This window comes from Verrucomicrobiota bacterium JB022 (genome assembly GCA_030673845.1).
Classification (GTDB): Bacteria; Verrucomicrobiota; Verrucomicrobiia; order Opitutales; family Oceanipulchritudinaceae; genus WOUP01.
On sequence record JAUTCQ010000021.1, the window covers coordinates 40,983 to 56,442 of the forward strand.

Genomic DNA, 15,460 nt, shown 5'->3' on the forward strand with positions numbered 1-15,460 from the left:
GGGCTGATAGGGATCATCGGATCCCGGCGTGCGGGCTACCCCATCAACGCCGCGATCCGCTGGGCCGCACTTTCGCCGCGCTCCTGAGTCAGCGCAGCGCGAAGATCGGCCGCATCCTGCTGGGCCCGCGCAACGCGTGACGGGCTCTGCAGGGCCAGAAGCTCGCGCACGAGCCGTGCCGGTTGCGCCTGACCCTGGATAAACTCCGGATACATCGGACGGTCGAGAATCAGGTTCATCATGCCGAGGTAGCGGATTTTGACCACCCGACGCCCGATACAGTACGTGACGGGGTGCGCGCGATAAAGAATCGCACCCGGCAGGCCCGCCAACGCGCAAGCGAGCGACATCGTGCCCGAGCTGGTCAAGACTGCGCGCCCTGCGACCGGCTCGCCACTGGCCGCAAAGTCGACGTTGCCCTGCAGCGCGGGCTGTGCCGCCAGCATTTCCTCCATCAGCGCCTTGAGCGCGTCTTCGGCATAAATCACGGTGAAGCGCAGCGATGGATCTTCCTTGATCGCCGCAGCCGCCGTTTGCAGCAGCGTGGGGAAAATGCGCTGCACCGGCTGGCGACGACTGCCCGGCAACAACAGCACAGGCGCCTGCGCATCGTAATCTACCGGGCTCACGTGGTCGGGCTCGACAAAGGGGTGCCCCACGAACTTCACCGGCAGGCTCGTATCGGCGTAGGTATCGACCTCAAATGGGAAAATCACGCCCAGCTCGTCGAGCTGCTCGGCCATGGTAAAGCGGCGGTGCGCCTTCCAGGCCCAGATTTGCGGGCTTACGTAGAAGTAGGTCGCCACGTCTCCCCCGCCCTTGCGGCTGAGCCCGCGCTCCTTCAGCTGCTTGGCCAGTCGCAGGTTGAACCCCGGGTAATCGACAAAGACGACCACCTTGGGCCGGTGACGCTCGATCCAGGCCAGTGTTTCATCGAAAAGCTGCTTGAAAAAGCTGTAGTGCTTCAGCACCTCGACCAGGCCCACTACGCTGTGTGCCGTGAGGTCGAACAACAGCCCTGCCCCGGCCTTCTGCAGTTGCGGTCCGCCGAGGGCAGCGACGGATACGTCTGGGCGGATCGACTGCAGCTCGCGCACGAGCCGGGCGGCGTGTTGGTCGCCCGAGTGCTCACCGGCGACGATCAGCACATCGGCCCCGGCCACCTGGGCGGAAAGAAGAGGCGCAGAATCTGGCATCGAGGGCGTGCTAGCGCTTCCAACCCGAGCGAATCAGGTCGGTGATGTGGATGGCGACTTCGAGGGCGGTCTTGCCCATGTCGCCGGAAAATTTGGGGTCGCCCGCCTTGCGCACGGTCTCAGCAAACGAGGCCAGCTCCAGCTTGAGCGGCTCGTCACGCTCAATCGGGATATCCTGCTTGTCCAGCGCCACCCCCTGCTTGCGGATCAGGTGGCCGCTCTGCTCCATGAAATTGAGCGAAAGGTAGGTCTCAGGCTGGAAGACGCGAATTTCGCGCACCTTCTTGAGGCTCACGCGGCTGGTGTTGAGGTTGGCGACGCAGCCGTTTTCGAAGACGAGGCGCGCGTTGGCGATGTCTTCATGGGCCGTCAGCACATTCACGCCCACCGCCTCGACACGCTCCAGCGGGCTCTTGACCAGCTCCAGAATGATGCCGATGTCGTGGATCATCAGGTCGAGCACTACGCCGACGTCGGTGCCGCGAGGCGTGAAGGGCGCAAGGCGCTCCGCCGTGATGAAGCGGGGATCGTGCACGTTTTCCTCCAGGAAGCTCATCACCGGGTTGAAGTGCTCGATGTGGCCCACCTGCACGATGCGGTTGGCAGCCTTGGCGGCGGCGAGCACTTCTTCGGCCTCCTGCAGGCTGGCGCAGATCGGCTTTTCGATCAGCAAGTGGCAGCCCTGGGCCAGCAGCGGCAGGGCGATGTCGCGGTGCAGGTTGGTCGGCACGACCACGCTGACGGCGTCGCAGGCCGCACCCAGCTCTTCGATGCTGGTGTAGACTCGCCCCCCGTGGCGCTCGGCAATCTCGGCCGCACGCTCGGGGCTGGCATCGTAGATCCCCACCAGCTCGACCTCCGGCAAGGCACCGTAGAGGCGGGCATGGTGTTGGCCGAGCGAGCCGACACCCACCACGCCACATTTTACTTTCGTCTCGGAAGCCTGCGCTTGCTCCATCATGGGCTCGCAGTATGGGCCGAGTGGGGCGAAGGGCAAGCGCGCGCTTTTACAAGCGCACCGTCTGCTCGATGAACTGGCGGATCGTCTCGGCCTGCGCGGGCAACTCGTTGCGGTGCAGCTGGCGGGCCTTGAGTTCTTCCAGCGCCGGCGCGGTCGGCTCGGAGCCGATGGCCTGCTGCAGCGTGTCCGGGAACTTCGCCGGGTGGGCTGTGCCGAGCACGACGCTCGTCATCGCCGGGTCGAGATCGACAAAACCCGTGGCCGTGTGCGGATCCACGATATAGCCGTAGCGGCGGTAGACGTCGGCAATGATGCGCTCGATATCGCCATCGGTAGCCTTGGAGGCGCGGAAGGTATCGCGCTCGAAGGCTTCAAAGGTGTAGCGGCCAGTCGCCTTGAAGGTCTGCATGATCTCTTTCACGCGGGCCGTATCGCCCTTTTCGTGAAAGTAGATGAAGCGCTCGAAGTTGCTGGCCACCTGGATGTCCATGCTCGGGGCATGGCTCGGCTGGACGGAATCGACCTCGTAGCGGCCCGTCTCGAAGAGGCGGTAGAGGATGTCGTTCTGGTTGGTGGCGACGCAGAAGCGCCTGACCGGCAGGCCCATCTTCTGGGTCATCCAACCGGCGAGAATGTTGCCGAAGTTACCCGTCGGCACCACAAATTCCACGTTTTCGCGCGCCTTGGCCGGCAGCTGGAACCACGCGGCATAATAATAGACGCACTGCGCCATCACCCGCGCGAGGTTGATCGAGTTGATCGCGCTGAGGTTGTAGCGCTGCTTCAGCTCCAGATCGCCAAAGAGGTCCTTCACGATGGCCTGGCAATCGTCGAAGGTGCCATCGACCGCGATCGGGTGGACGTTGGGGGCGCCCGTGCAGGCCATCTGCCGCTCCTGCAGCGGTGCCACGCCGTTGCGCGGGTAGAGGATGAAAATGTTGACGCCTTCCTTGCCCAGCAGGCCGTGGATGGCGGCCGAGCCGGTGTCGCCACTTGTCGCGCCGAGCACATTGATCGGCTTGCCTGTGCGGCGGATCTGCTCCTCATAGAGGTTACCCAAGAGCTGCAGCGCAAAATCCTTGAAGGCCAGCGTGGGGCCGTGGAACAGCTCGAGCACGAAGGTCTTCGGGTCGAGGCGGACCAGCGGAGCCACCTTGGAATGATCGAAGGTCGCGTAGCTGCGGCGAATGCGGTCGCGCAGCACCTCGGGCGCGAGGTCGGTCGCGAAATAGCGGAAAAACGCCTCGCACAACTCCGGGTAGGTCAACCGAGACCAGGCATCGAGCTCCCCGCTGAGGTCGGGGAAAGATTCGGGCAGCAGCAGGCCGCCGTCCGGGGCGAGCCCGGTGGCCACCGCTTCGGAAAAACCCATGGGCTCCGTAGCACCACGCGTGGAGATGTAACGCATCGGCCCAGCAGACAAGGGCGTAGGCCATGAGTCAAGTTTCGCGAGCAATGCGGCGCTAGTTGGCCACGGCCTCCCAGCGGATATGCGATTCGCGTTGCGCCAAATTGTAGTCGCGCTCCTTCAGGGTCTCGCCCAGCTCCTGGTCGACCTTGAAGATATGCTGCACGATCCACGCCTCGCTCGCACGGTGCAGCATCTGCAGGCGCTCCAGCGAGGGGCCCTCCTGCCGCCATGCCTCGCGAAAGCTGTTGAACTCGCGCAAAAAGATGGCGTGCTCGCGCTTGTTCTTCTCTGCATTGGGGCAGCGGTGGATCTCCATGCACGATTCCTCGCAGGCGAAGTGAATGCGCACATACACGCCCAGAGAGCGGATCAGGTTTTCCACCATAGGCGTGTCACACTCACGAAGGCGCAGTAGGCCTTCAAGGTCGTTCAAATACGCAAAAAGCGACTTGTGTTGCTCGTCGACACGGGGGTGCCCCGTGGTATAGCGATCGTTCCAGACCAGACTCATGACAGATACAGCGTTGTCGGTGCGCCTTGAGAATAAGCAGCCGAAAACGCAGTATTGAAGTCCTTACCCCAGAGCAACGTGATTAACAGTTTTGGTTCACGACCCTAACAGCAGCAGTAATGATTGCCCTCAAAGTTGCCTCGGGGGGAATAAAGAGGTGCACGCAGCTGGCCGGTTGCTTTTGACACGGCGAAGGGTGCTGGCCTAAATCCACCGCATGCAGCTCTGGAAATCGATCCCCGCCCTGGCCTTGACGGTGCTTCTGGGCGGTTGCGGCGACGGTAGCCCCGACGCCGTCACCTACCGCGTCCCCACCGAAGAAGCACCCCCACCCCCCTCAAACAGCGGAATGCCGCGCGCGCCCTTTGCCGCCAACGCAGGCAGCGACATGGATAACATGGCCGCCCAGACACTTCCCGAAGGTGCGATCAATACCGGTGGTCACGACCCCCGCTGGCAGGCCCCCTCCCACTGGGAAGAAGCGCCCGCTTCCAATGTCCGCCGCGCCAGCTATGTCGTGCGTGGAGAAGGCGGTGAGGCCGATATGTCGGTCACCTCCTTCCCCGGCGATGTGGGCGGCGACCTGGCCAATGTCAACCGCTGGCGCCGACAGCTGAATCTGGCGCCGATCAATGCGAACCAACTGGCGCAGGCGCTGCAGCCGATGGTCGTCGACGGCGAGCAGTCCAAGTATGTCGAGATTTTCGAAGCGGGCGAACAGGCGACCATTGCCGCCATCGTCCCGCACCACGGCAACACCTGGTTCTTCAAGCTGACGGGGCCAAACGCCCTCGTTGCACGCGAGCGCGAAGCCTTCAAGGCCTACGTCCAATCCACCCGCTTCCACTGAGCCCATGCCCCGTAAATCTTCTTTATCTCCTCTGCTGAACAGCATCGGGCTGGGCGGCCTGATCCTCTCCCTTTGCGGCGCCCTCACCCTGATCGGCAACGTGAGCGGGATCGCAGGCAATACCCAGCATTTCGTGCCCGTCGTCACCCGCGATGACCTGCCAGGCTTGATGATCTCTACGGCCTTTTTCGCCGTGTTGGCCCTGCTGCCTACTTTCGTGAAGCCGCCGCAAAAATCGCCCGCCGAAAAGCCTGCGGCGGAGCCCTCGCGCTAAAAGCGATCGAAAGCTCTGCATATAGATCGCGATTTACCTTGGAATAAATTCCTTTTAGCTGCGTTCATAGCGCCAGTTCCATTTCCTTAAGCGGGTGTCGTCTGCCCGCCTTCCCATCCTGACGTGAAACCACTGCTCAAGTTTTTCAGCTCCCTCCAACTGACCGTCATCCTGCTGATCGCCAGCGTGGCCTTGGTCTTCTTCGGCACCCTCGACCAAGCCCGCTACGGCATCTACCAGGCTCAGCATCAATATTTCGAGCACGTAGTGGCGCTCTGGCACTACCCGGAGCAATGGCCGGCGGCCGATGTGCTCGGCTGGCTCCAGTTGCCGATCCCTGGGGGCTACCTCATCGGCCCGCTGCTGATCGTCAACCTGATCTGCGCGCACTTCCGCTACTTCCGGGCGAGCTGGAAGAAGCTGGGCATCGTGCTGATCCACTCCGGCGTCACCCTGCTGCTGATTGGTCAGCTCTGGACCCAGATCAAGCAGGACGAGTATTTCCTGTGGCTCAACGAAGGCACGCAGAAGAATTTCGTGGAGCACTTTTACGACAACGAAATCGTCGTGATCGAAAAGGACGTGAACGGTCAGGACCTCGTCACCGCATGGCCAGTCAAGCCGCTCAGCTTCCGCGACCGCCCGGTGCTGCGCTCGTCTACCCTGCCCTTCCATGTGCAGGTGCTCGAATACTTTCCCAACGCCATCGTCCAATCCCGAGCCATGACGCCTGAAGGAGCCAGTGACGCCGCTCAGTTTTATCAGGTGGACCGCGGGATCGTGAGCGAGCGCGACCTGACGGTGCTGCCCGCCCGTGTCAGCTACCAGCAGGGCGCGGAAAACTGGGGCACGGCTATCGTGGAGCTGCAAGGCCCCGGAGGACAGCCGCTCGGTCGCTGGGTCGTCTCGGAAGCCTTCCGCCAAGAGCGCCCCATGATCATGTGGTTCCCGCCCCAGGTCTTCGAATACAACGGCAAAACCTACGAGATCGCCCTGCGCAAGGAGCGCCAATACCTGCCCGCGTCCATCGAGCTGGTCGACTTCTCGCACGACCGCTACCCGGGCACCGAAGTCCCCTACAACTTCTCCAGCGACGTGCGCATCCATGAAGAGGGCCGCGACCACGCTCGCGACGCCCGTATCTACATGAACCACCCGCTGCGCTACGAAGGCCTGACCTTCTACCAGGCCTCCTTTGCCGATGCCGACACCGCTTCGATGTTCCAGGTGGTGCGCAACCCGGCTCAGGCCATCCCCTACATCTCCTGCATCCTCGTCACCATCGGCCTGCTCTTCCAGTTCATCCTGGGTCTCTTCCAGGGCGTCATCCGTCGTCGCAAAACCGAGACCTCCCAAGCATGAAGTTCTCCGCCCGTTACATTTTTTACGCCCTGCTGGCCCTGCTCATCGGTAGCTTGCTCTGGCGGCAGTTCCGCCCCACCAACTACCATACCGAGATCAACCTGACAGGGCTCGGGGCCCTGCCCGTGCAAGCCAGCGGCCGCATCATGCCGATCGACAGCGTGGCACGGATCAACCTCCTCCTGATCGCGCAGAAGGACCACTACCAAAACGCCGAAGGCGAACGCCGCGAGGCGCTCAACTGGCTGGCCGACCTGTGGTTCGACCCGGCCGCAGCCGCCCAGGCCCCCATTTTCCGGATCGACCACCCGGACATTAAGGACATCCTCCACGCCGAAAGCGAAAAGAAGAAATACTTCTCGCTGATGGAACTGATGCCCCACCTCCAGACGCTGGAGGAACAATTCCAACTGATCGACCCCGAGCCGACCAAGCGCGACCCTTATCAAAGCGCTTTGTCCAAGCTGCACACGGCCCTTTCGATCTACGACGGCCTCGCGGATCAAGTCGTGGCCTCGCCCCTGAGCCAGGAAGTCTCCACGGCGGAAGCCACCTACGACTTCATTGCCGGCCTCGGCAAAGCGGTCGAACAGCCGCCGGAAGACCCGATGATGGCGGAGCAGCTCAACCAGATCCGCCGCGACCTGCAGGTGTTCTACAGCCAGCAGGCCCGGGCCAACATGATCCAACCCTTCCCGTCGAAGCAAGGCGCGAGCGCCCCCATCGAGCGCCAGAGCAACGTGCCCTCCGCTGCCGACGTGCAGGCCGACAGCTGGCGCAGCCTCCCCGGCATTCTGCTCGCCACCCTCGAAGGCGAGCGCATGCCCGCCACCCTGCGCCAGTGGGCCATCCTCGCCCACGCCTACCGCAACGGCCACATCGAGCAGTTCGACATGCAGGTGAAGCTGCTGAACGACCAGTATCACGAGCGGCTCGCGGGGCTCGACCACAAGGTGCGCTTCGAGATGTTCCTCAACCAGCTGAACCCGTTCCTGTTCAGTGAGATCGTCTACATCCTCGCCTTCCTGCTCGCTGCCCTCAGCTGGATCTTTGCGCCCAAGACGCTGCGCCCGGCCGCCTACATCCTGATGATTTTGGCCTTCCTGATGCACACCTACGGCCTCGGCGGGCGGATCTACATTCAGGAGCGCCCCCCGGTCACCACGCTGTATTCGTCCGCCATCTTCATCGGCTGGTTTGTCATTCTGCTCTGCTGGCTGATCGAAGACCGCTTCCGCTACGGCTTTGCCACCGCCGCCGGCTCCGCCATCGGCTACGCCACGCTGATCATTGCCGCCCACCTGATGAAGCAGGAAGGCGACACCATGGGCGTCATGCGCGCGGTGCTCGATAGCAACTTCTGGCTGGCTACCCACGTGCCCACCGTGACGATCGGCTACTCCGCCACCTTCCTCGCAGGTTTCCTCGGCATCATTTACCTCCTGCTCGCGCGCATTCCCAACGGCATGAACAAAGACGCCGAAAAGGCCTTGCGCGGTATGGTCTACGGCACCACCTGCTTTGCCCTGCTCTTCAGCTTTGTCGGCACTGTGCTCGGCGGTATCTGGGCCGACCAGAGCTGGGGGCGCTTCTGGGGTTGGGACCCGAAAGAAAACGGGGCACTCATGATCGTGCTCTGGGGCGCCGCTATGCTGCACGCCCGCTGGGGTCGCGTAATCGGGCCCACCGGCTTTATGCAGATGGCCCTCGTGGGCAACATCATCACCGCCTGGAGCTGGTTCGGCACCAACATGCTCGGCATCGGCCTGCACAGCTACGGCTTTATGGACAAGGCTTTCTATGCGCTGATGGGCTTCATCCTGAGCCAACTGCTGCTGATCGTCATCGCGGCGGTCATTCCTCCCCGACCGGAGTTGCCGGAGCGCCTGTAAAAAGCCCATTCCACCCAAAAACGAAGAAGTCAGCCTTCTTCGTTTTTTTTGCCTCCATAGATGCTCTTTTGCATACGCTAAACATCTTGACACTGCAGAGATGTTTACGTATACAAAGCATCACTATGAAGGACCTGACCTACCGGCAACAGGAGGTGCTCGGCTACATCCAGATCCACATGCGGGATCATGGGACGTGGCCCAGCTTCCGCGAGATCGAGCAACACTTCGGTTTCAAGAGCACCAATGCCGTGATGGGTCATATTCGCGCCCTGGAGCGCAAGGGCTACATCAGCCGCGTGCCCGGCCAGGCGCGGACCTTCCGCATCAACCTCGCCCTCGATGACGAGGAGCAGCCGGTAGAGGCGGTGGACGTAGTGGAGATCCCCATCTACGGGCACATCGCTGCGGGCTACCCCGACGGCGTGGAGCCAGCCGGCGAGATCGGGCGTCTGCAGATCGATATCGACACGGCGGGCATCCGCCGCAGCCGCCGCTGCTTCGCACTCAAGGTGCGCGGCGAAAGCATGATCGACGCCGGCATCCTTGACGGCGACACCGTTATCATCGAGCAATCGCCGCCCCGCCATCTCGATATCGTAGCGGCGCTGATCGACGGCGAGACGACGCTCAAGCGCTTCATCGCGCCCGCAGGCCGCGCGCCCTACCTGAAGGCAGAAAACCGGAACTACCCGGAGCTCTACCCTGTCTCTGAGCTCGTCGTCCAAGGCGTCGCGAAGGCCATCGTCCGCAACCTTTAGCCAGCCCCTGCGGCCATGGGAAAAGTCCGTGCCCCCCGCAACCGCACCTTGACCCTGAGTGCGGCTGATCGCGAGCGTTTACAACCTCAGCTACTGAAGCCAGAGGCGCTGGCGTCTACGTTGCAGCCCGGCATCGTGCAGGCCGAGTTTGAGCAAGTGGTGCCGCACCTGCCGGAGGCCTCCTTCGACCTGCTGATTCTCGACCCACCCTATAACCTCGCCAAGAGCTTTAACGGGCAGAAATTCGCCCGCAAGCAGGCGCCCGCCTATACCGAGTGGCTGGAAATCATCCTGCAACCGCTGCTTCCCCTGCTCAAGCCGACCGCGACCGCCTATATTTGCGGCGATTGGCTGACCTCACACTCGATATTCGAGGTAGCCAGCCGCCATCTGCACGTGCGCAACCGCATTACCTGGGAGCGGGAAAAAGGTCGTGGCGCCCTCCAGAACTGGAAGAACTGCACCGAAGACATCTGGTTTTGCACCTGCGGGCCGGACTACTATTTTGACGTGGAGGCCGTGAAGCTGCGCCGCCGCGTGATGGCCCCCTACCGCAATGACGAAGGCCAGCCGAAGGACTGGAACCGCTCGGCCGAAGGCAATTACCGCGACACCTACCCCTCCAACATCTGGACCGACATCACCATCCCCTTCTGGTCGATGCCGGAAAATACCGATCACCCGACCCAGAAGAGCGAAAAGCTGCTCGCCAAGCTGCTGCTTGCCAGCTGCCCGCCCGACGGCTGGGTGCTCGACCCCTTCCTCGGCAGCGGCACCACGGCGGTCGTCGGCCACAAGCTCGAGCGCAAGGTGCTGGGCATCGAGCGCGATCTCGAATACGCCCTGCTGGCCCAGAAACGACTGGAGCTTGCCCAGACCCAACCGGGGATTCAGGGCTATTCCGATCAGGTTTTTTGGGAGCGCAACAGCCAGCCTCCCCAAAAACGCATCTCCGGGTCTTGAGAATCCACCGGAGCCGGTCAATTTGCCACATGGCCTCTACCACGCCCCCCGCTCCGGTTACCCGCTTAGCCCACACTTGTATCCGCACATCCAATCTCAGCACCACTCACCGCTTTTACTGCGACGTGCTCGGGATGGAGCACCTGTTCGACTTTTTCCGCGCCGGCGAGGTTGTCGGCTCGTATTTCAAGATCACCGAAGGCCAATACATCGAGGTCTTTTACGAGCCCCGAATCGAGACCGATTCCGGTTCGCACGTGCTCTTCCACTTTTGCCTGGAATGTGCGGACATCCACGCTACCCGGCAAAAGCTCGTCGATGCCGGCTACAAACCCGAAGAAATCAAGCTCGGCAAGGACCAGACCTACCAGTTTTGGGTGACCGACCCGAACGGCATGCGCGTCGAATTCCAGCAATACACCCCCAGTAGCAGCCAGTTTACAGGGCAAGCAGTGGTCTGGTAAAAGCCACGATGCCCTGCCAGCCGCGCCCCGAACAGCCAAACCATGACAAAAGGCCGTTCGGGGCGCGGGAGACATGGGAAAATCAACCGGCGCGACAAGATTCTGGATTACAAGTTACCCCCTTGGCTGTCGAGCTTTTATTCTGAATTGCAGAGTTTTTATAATATTGAATGAGAGGATACTCTGTTTTGCAGAAAGCAGCGACAAAGGACTTTACCTCTGCAATCGCACGTCACAAGATAGCGCCGACATGGACTCCTTGCAGATCCGCCAGGCTATCCGCGAAGTGCAATCGCTGAAACAGGCGATCGTTGAGAAGCAGCGCTTTCGCGGTTATTCCGGGCGCGCCCGCGCACTCGGCGGCGGGATCGCACTCGGCGCAGCCCTCGGCCTCACGCTCCTGGCCCCACTGGCGACGCCAGAGCGCATCTTCGCCGTTTGGGGCGTGGTGTTCGTCCTCGCCGCCAGCCTCAACTACGGCGCCCTGTGCTACTGGTTGGCCCGTGGCCGAGAGCCCCTGCTTTCGCGTCGTGTGCCCCAGCTGCTGGAAACCTGCACTATCTGGCTGACCGCAGGCGTTATCTCCCTTGCACTCTGGCTGCAGGGCGAGGCCGACCTGCTTTACGGCCTGTGGATGATGCTCTTCGGCCTCGCGCAAATCTTCAACCGCCACCACCTGCCACGCGGGATCGGGCTTCTGGGTGCTTACTACCTGCTTTGCGGCGGGCTTTGCCTGTGGTGGGCCGACGGCATTTTCGCTCGCCCGTTGGCAATGGGGGCAGTCTTCTTCGTCGGTGAATTTGCCGGCGGCCTGATCTTCCATGTAAACGGAGACCTCAAGCGCCTCCGCGATTTTTTCCGCTTTGAACCGACCCGCAAGGAGGTGTTGTCGTGAACCAAGACCTGCCCCACCAAAAGCTGGAACGCCATTTCCATGAGCCGGCCCGCCTGGCGATCCTGTGCCGCCTCATCCGCGAGCCCGACGGCATCGCCTTTCCTCGCCTGCGCGAAGAGCTCGACCTGACCTTCGGCAACCTCGACCGTCACCTCAAGGTGCTGCACGACGCCCATGTGATCGAGACTGAAAAGGTGCCCGCCAAGCGCCGCCCGCAGAGTATCATCCGCCTGACCGAGCAGGGGCGCGCGGAGTTTCTCCAATATCTCGACCACCTCGAGCGCATGCTGCAGGAAGCCGCCGAAGCCCGACAGGCCTTGGGCTCCCATCGCATAGCTCCCGGCACATCGGCCCTGCCGGAGCCACGCCCGGCCTAAGACCACCGCACCATCGTATCGTCGCCGCCTTGCCGCATTTGAGCAGGCGAGAGCCCCGTGTGCCGCTTGAACACGCGGCTGAAGTGATAGGGGTTTTTGAAGCCGAGGCGAAAGCTGACATCCTTGACCAGCATTGGCGTATTCAGGAGTAGCCGGCGCGCCTGCCGAATCTTGTGCTCGTCGAAGGCGCGGGCGGGCGGTGCGCCCATCCAGCGCGTACAGAGCTCCGTCAGCTGACGACGGCTGAGATGCATCGCCTGCGCCATCTCCTCCACGCTCAAATCACGCTGCTCCGCGGCCCTGAAGATCCGCCCCAGGCGCCTGCAAAAGTCCTGACCAGCCGTGTGCTGCTGAAAACGTGGCGACAGCGCCTCCACCGGCAGCTTGCGCACGATCCGCCAAAGCAGCGCCTCCACCAGGCAATCCTGCACCTCCGCCGCGTGAGCCGCGTTGCCCTCCGCCTCCTCTACCAGCGTCTCCAGCCATGCCGCCTCGTCCGTAAACGGCTCGCGACACACCTGCAGGGTCGACGGAATGTCGCGGGCAAAAAGTGTAAAAGCGTTCACCGCATCGTCGTAAAACTCGAAATGCAGCACCAGATGCCGATCCCCTTTACGGAAATGGTCCTGATGCCAGTCGCCCGGCTGGATCACAAGCAGCTGATCGGGCTGCAGCACCACTTCGCCCCCATTGACCGTGCAGCTGTAGGGTGTATGGCGCGCCAGCACCACCTCGTAGTAGCGCATGTGCTGATGCAGCGGGAACTCAAAGTCCGCATCGACGTGCACATGGTGCAAATCCCGATAGCGCGGCCGCAGGGGCAAGGCCGTCGTGCCTCCTTCCGCCCGTGGAAAAGCCTGCGCCCGAAAAGTCATCATGCGAGCATGATGCCCCAGTGTCGGACAGGCAAGCCCCGTCGCTGCCCAAAGAGATATGTCCTCCGCCCGCGCAGGCATTTACCGCCGCTTCCGCATAGCGCATAATGGTATGCACCTTATGAAAACCCTTTCCCTGTCGGGCGACTGGACCCTGCACCTTGCCACCGAAAACGACCCCCTGCCCGCCCGCGTCCCGGGCTGCGTCCACCTCGACCTCCTACGCGCCGGTCGCATCGAAGACCCTTTTTATCGCGACCGCGAGCAAGCATACGGCTGGGTCTCCGATCAGGATTGGAGCTACCGCCGCGAATTTACCATCGCTGCGGATTTCCTCGACCAGCCTCAGGTGCGACTCCGGGCGGAAGGCCTCGACACCTTTGCCGAAGTCCGCGTCAACGGCACGCCAGTTGCCCAAACGGACAACATGTTCCGCACCTGGGAGTTTGACGTAAAGCACCTCCTGAAGCCTGGACAAAACGACATCGAGGTCCGCTTCACCTCGCCCACCGACTACATTCGCGCACGACAACAGGAGCACTTCCTTTGGCACACCGGCATCGACCACCACCGCATCAGTGGCGGCAACTGGGTGCGCAAGGAGCAGTGCCAATTCGGCTGGGATTGGGGCCCGATGCTACCGACGATGGGCATCTGGCGCGAGCTTTCGCTGGTCGCCTTTACCAGCCGCTTGGGAGACGTGCACACCCAGCAGATCCATCGCGAAGGCCGCGTAGAGCTGAGCCTGGCCGCGGAAGTCGAGCACGCCCAGCCGGGTCAACAGGTGGTCGCCAAGCTGAGCCTGCGGGGCCAAGCGGTGACTGAGGTTACGCTGCAGGATGGTAGCGGCACCCTTACGGTAGATCACCCGGAACTGTGGTGGCCCAACGATCTGGGCGCTCAACCGCTTTACGACATGGAGGTCACGCTACGGCAGGGCGGCCAAACTATTGACCGATGTCACCAGCGCCTCGGCCTGCGCACGCTCGAGCTGGTGCGCGAGAAGGACGAATGGGGTGAGTCTTTTTGCTTTGCGGCCAACGGGCGTCGTTTTTTTGCCAAAGGCGCAAATTGGATCCCCGCCGACTCCTTCGATGGGCGCATCACCCGCGAAGACCTGCGCGACCTGCTCGAAAGCGCCCGCGCCGCCCACATGAACTGCATCCGCGTATGGGGCGGCGGCAAATATGAGTGCGACGCCTTTTACGAGCTGTGCGATGAGCTGGGCATCTGCGTGTGGCAAGACTTCATGTTTGCCTGCTCGGCCTACCCGGCACACGTCCCCGCATTCCGCGCAAGCGTCCAGGCCGAAGCTGAAGACAATGTGCGACGCCTGCGCCACCACGCCTGCCTTGCGCTCTGGTGCGGCAACAACGAGCTGGAGCAGATCCCCGGGATCGTAGGCGATGAGCCCGGCACGATGAACTGGGCCGACTACTGCACCCTCTTCGACGACCTGCTCGGCGAAGTCGTCACGCGGCTCGACCCCGTCCGTGCCTATTGGCCATCGAGCGAACACAGCCCCATCGGCGACCGCGCCGCCCCCGCCTCGACCGACCCGCGCTGGGGCGACGCCCACCTCTGGAAGGTGTGGCACGGGCGCGAGCCTTTCGAATGGTACCGCACCGCCTTTCACCGCTTCTGCAGCGAATTCGGCTTCCAGAGCTTCCCCGAGCCCCGCACCGTCGCCACCTACACCGAGCCACGCGACCGCAACATCACCAGCTATGTGATGGAACTCCACCAGCGCAGCCCCATCGGGAACAGCGCGATCATGGACTACGGGCTCAGCTGGTTCCGCCTGCCCGTGGGCTTCGACGCCACGCTCTGGCTTTCGCAGATCATCCAGGTGCTTGGCATCCAATATGCCGTCGAACACTGGCGGCGTAACATGCCGCGCTGCATGGGCGCGATCTATTGGCAGCTCAACGACTGCTGGCCTGTCGCAAGCTGGGCGTCCATCGACTATCTGCACCGCTGGAAGGCCCTGCACTACGCTGCTCGCCGCTTCTTCGCGCCCGTGATGCTCTCGACGGTCGAAGACCTGAAGGCGCAGTCCGTCGAAGTCCACCTGAGCAACGACTACGCACAGGCCCAGGAGGGCCATATCCACTGGCAACTGACGACCACTAGCGGCGAGGTAATCGAACAAGGACACCGCTCGGCCCAGATCGACGGCAACGCCAGCGCGCGCATTTTTACGCTCGATGCGGCGGCAGCACTGGCCAAACACGGGCCGCGCGACGTGATCGCATGGTTCAGCCTCGAGATCGGCGAACGGGTCGTATCGCGCAGCCTCGCGCTGTTTGCCCGGCCCAAGCACATGGACTTGCCGGACCCGAAGCTCCAGTTGACCACCAAAGTGGAGGGCGACCGCATCACCGCCACCGTTTCTGCCGAAAAACCGGCTCTTTGGACGTGGCTAACCCACCCGGCGGCGGACATCCGCTGGGACGACAGCTTCACGCATCTCAGCGCGGGCGAAACACGCGTCTTTACCGGGAGGATCCGCGAGCAGGAGCCAAGCTTCGACGCAAGTGAATTGCGGGCGCTAAGCCTTTACGATACCTATCAGGAGGCATGAGGTAAACGGTACACCGAGGTCAGGATTGTCTTAGCACCTCAATCGGCTCGAAAGTGGGGGTGGTCCCGCGTGACAAACCTACCC

15 protein-coding genes are annotated in these 15,460 nt (G+C 62.5%); 10 read left to right on the top strand and 5 right to left on the bottom strand.

Annotated elements, in window-relative coordinates:
• Positions 1–35: 35 nt before the first annotated feature.
• The 4 genes from lpxB to Q7P63_16570 are packed head-to-tail and all read right to left on the bottom strand — an operon-like array spanning position 36 to position 4,079.
• On the bottom strand, positions 36–1,196 hold the full coding sequence (gene lpxB / locus Q7P63_16555; protein MDP0501706.1) for a lipid-A-disaccharide synthase: 1,161 nt from the start codon (positions 1,194–1,196) through the stop codon (positions 36–38).
• Between the two features lie 10 nt (positions 1,197–1,206).
• Positions 1,207–2,157 (bottom strand): Gfo/Idh/MocA family oxidoreductase, encoded by a 951-nt coding sequence (locus Q7P63_16560; protein ID MDP0501707.1) that lies wholly within the window; start codon positions 2,155–2,157, stop codon positions 1,207–1,209.
• A gap of 46 nt (positions 2,158–2,203) precedes the next feature.
• Positions 2,204–3,565 (bottom strand): threonine synthase, encoded by a 1,362-nt coding sequence (gene thrC / locus Q7P63_16565; GenBank protein ID MDP0501708.1) that lies wholly within the window; start codon positions 3,563–3,565, stop codon positions 2,204–2,206.
• Positions 3,566–3,620: 55 nt separating this feature from the next.
• Positions 3,621–4,079: a hemerythrin family protein gene (locus Q7P63_16570; protein ID MDP0501709.1), complete on the bottom strand. Its 459-nt coding sequence runs from the start codon at positions 4,077–4,079 to the stop codon at positions 3,621–3,623.
• Between the two features lie 217 nt (positions 4,080–4,296).
• On the opposite strand from Q7P63_16570, the gene Q7P63_16575 reads away from it, so the two are divergent.
• The 9 genes from Q7P63_16575 (at position 4,297) to Q7P63_16615 (ending at position 11,917) form a co-directional block, all read left to right on the top strand.
• The gene (locus Q7P63_16575; GenBank protein MDP0501710.1) at positions 4,297–4,929 is read left to right on the top strand and encodes a hypothetical protein; all 633 of its coding nucleotides are present in this window, start codon (positions 4,297–4,299) and stop codon (positions 4,927–4,929) included.
• Between the two features lie 4 nt (positions 4,930–4,933).
• A complete protein-coding gene (locus tag Q7P63_16580; GenBank protein MDP0501711.1) occupies positions 4,934–5,203 on the top strand; it encodes a hypothetical protein in 270 nt (89 codons plus the stop codon).
• Positions 5,204–5,326: 123 nt separating this feature from the next.
• Positions 5,327–6,565: a cytochrome c biogenesis protein ResB gene (locus Q7P63_16585; GenBank protein MDP0501712.1), complete on the top strand. Its 1,239-nt coding sequence runs from the start codon at positions 5,327–5,329 to the stop codon at positions 6,563–6,565.
• Positions 6,562–8,457 (top strand): cytochrome c biogenesis protein CcsA, encoded by a 1,896-nt coding sequence (gene ccsA / locus Q7P63_16590; protein MDP0501713.1) that lies wholly within the window; start codon positions 6,562–6,564, stop codon positions 8,455–8,457. Before Q7P63_16585 ends, ccsA begins: the two co-directional genes overlap by 4 nt.
• A gap of 125 nt (positions 8,458–8,582) precedes the next feature.
• Entirely contained in the window at positions 8,583–9,218 is a 636-nt protein-coding gene (lexA, locus tag Q7P63_16595; GenBank protein MDP0501714.1) for a transcriptional repressor LexA, read from the top strand.
• Between the two features lie 15 nt (positions 9,219–9,233).
• Positions 9,234–10,181, top strand: a complete 948-nt coding sequence (locus Q7P63_16600; protein ID MDP0501715.1) for a site-specific DNA-methyltransferase — start codon at positions 9,234–9,236, stop codon at positions 10,179–10,181.
• A 29-nt stretch (positions 10,182–10,210) separates the two neighbouring features.
• On the top strand, positions 10,211–10,645 hold the full coding sequence (locus Q7P63_16605; GenBank protein MDP0501716.1) for a VOC family protein: 435 nt from the start codon (positions 10,211–10,213) through the stop codon (positions 10,643–10,645).
• A 250-nt stretch (positions 10,646–10,895) separates the two neighbouring features.
• A complete protein-coding gene (locus tag Q7P63_16610; GenBank protein ID MDP0501717.1) occupies positions 10,896–11,540 on the top strand; it encodes a hypothetical protein in 645 nt (214 codons plus the stop codon).
• A complete protein-coding gene (locus Q7P63_16615; GenBank protein ID MDP0501718.1) occupies positions 11,537–11,917 on the top strand; it encodes a transcriptional regulator in 381 nt (126 codons plus the stop codon). The genes Q7P63_16610 and Q7P63_16615 overlap by 4 nt, the downstream gene beginning before the upstream one ends.
• Here the strand turns inward: Q7P63_16615 and Q7P63_16620 are convergent.
• Positions 11,914–12,795 carry an AraC family transcriptional regulator gene (locus Q7P63_16620; GenBank protein MDP0501719.1) on the bottom strand — a complete coding sequence of 294 codons (882 nt, stop codon included), beginning with the start codon at positions 12,793–12,795 and terminating at the stop codon, positions 11,914–11,916. The genes Q7P63_16615 and Q7P63_16620 overlap by 4 nt on opposite strands.
• A 118-nt stretch (positions 12,796–12,913) precedes the next feature.
• Between Q7P63_16620 and Q7P63_16625 the strand changes: the two genes are divergently transcribed.
• Entirely contained in the window at positions 12,914–15,376 is a 2,463-nt protein-coding gene (locus Q7P63_16625; GenBank protein MDP0501720.1) for a glycoside hydrolase family 2 protein, read from the top strand.
• The last annotated feature ends 84 nt before the right edge of the window (positions 15,377–15,460 follow it).

Bases quoted from the DNA above. Each gene is read 5' to 3' on its own strand.
- Q7P63_16575 (MDP0501710.1), top strand. From the start codon at position 4,297: ATGCAGCTCTGGAAATCGATCCCCGCCCTGGCCTTGACGGTGCTTCTG.
- Q7P63_16625 (MDP0501720.1), top strand. From the start codon at position 12,914: ATGAAAACCCTTTCCCTGTCGGGCGACTGGACCCTGCACCTTGCCACC.
- lexA (MDP0501714.1), top strand. From the start codon at position 8,583: ATGAAGGACCTGACCTACCGGCAACAGGAGGTGCTCGGCTACATCCAG.
- Q7P63_16600 (MDP0501715.1), top strand. From the start codon at position 9,234: ATGGGAAAAGTCCGTGCCCCCCGCAACCGCACCTTGACCCTGAGTGCG.
- Q7P63_16570 (MDP0501709.1), bottom strand. From the start codon at position 4,079: ATGAGTCTGGTCTGGAACGATCGCTATACCACGGGGCACCCCCGTGTC.
- lpxB (MDP0501706.1), bottom strand. From the start codon at position 1,196: ATGCCAGATTCTGCGCCTCTTCTTTCCGCCCAGGTGGCCGGGGCCGAT.
- Q7P63_16610 (MDP0501717.1), top strand. From the start codon at position 10,896: ATGGACTCCTTGCAGATCCGCCAGGCTATCCGCGAAGTGCAATCGCTG.
- Q7P63_16560 (MDP0501707.1), bottom strand. From the start codon at position 2,157: ATGATGGAGCAAGCGCAGGCTTCCGAGACGAAAGTAAAATGTGGCGTG.
- thrC (MDP0501708.1), bottom strand. From the start codon at position 3,565: ATGCGTTACATCTCCACGCGTGGTGCTACGGAGCCCATGGGTTTTTCC.
- Q7P63_16580 (MDP0501711.1), top strand. From the start codon at position 4,934: ATGCCCCGTAAATCTTCTTTATCTCCTCTGCTGAACAGCATCGGGCTG.
- Q7P63_16605 (MDP0501716.1), top strand. From the start codon at position 10,211: ATGGCCTCTACCACGCCCCCCGCTCCGGTTACCCGCTTAGCCCACACT.
- ccsA (MDP0501713.1), top strand. From the start codon at position 6,562: ATGAAGTTCTCCGCCCGTTACATTTTTTACGCCCTGCTGGCCCTGCTC.
- Q7P63_16620 (MDP0501719.1), bottom strand. From the start codon at position 12,795: ATGATGACTTTTCGGGCGCAGGCTTTTCCACGGGCGGAAGGAGGCACG.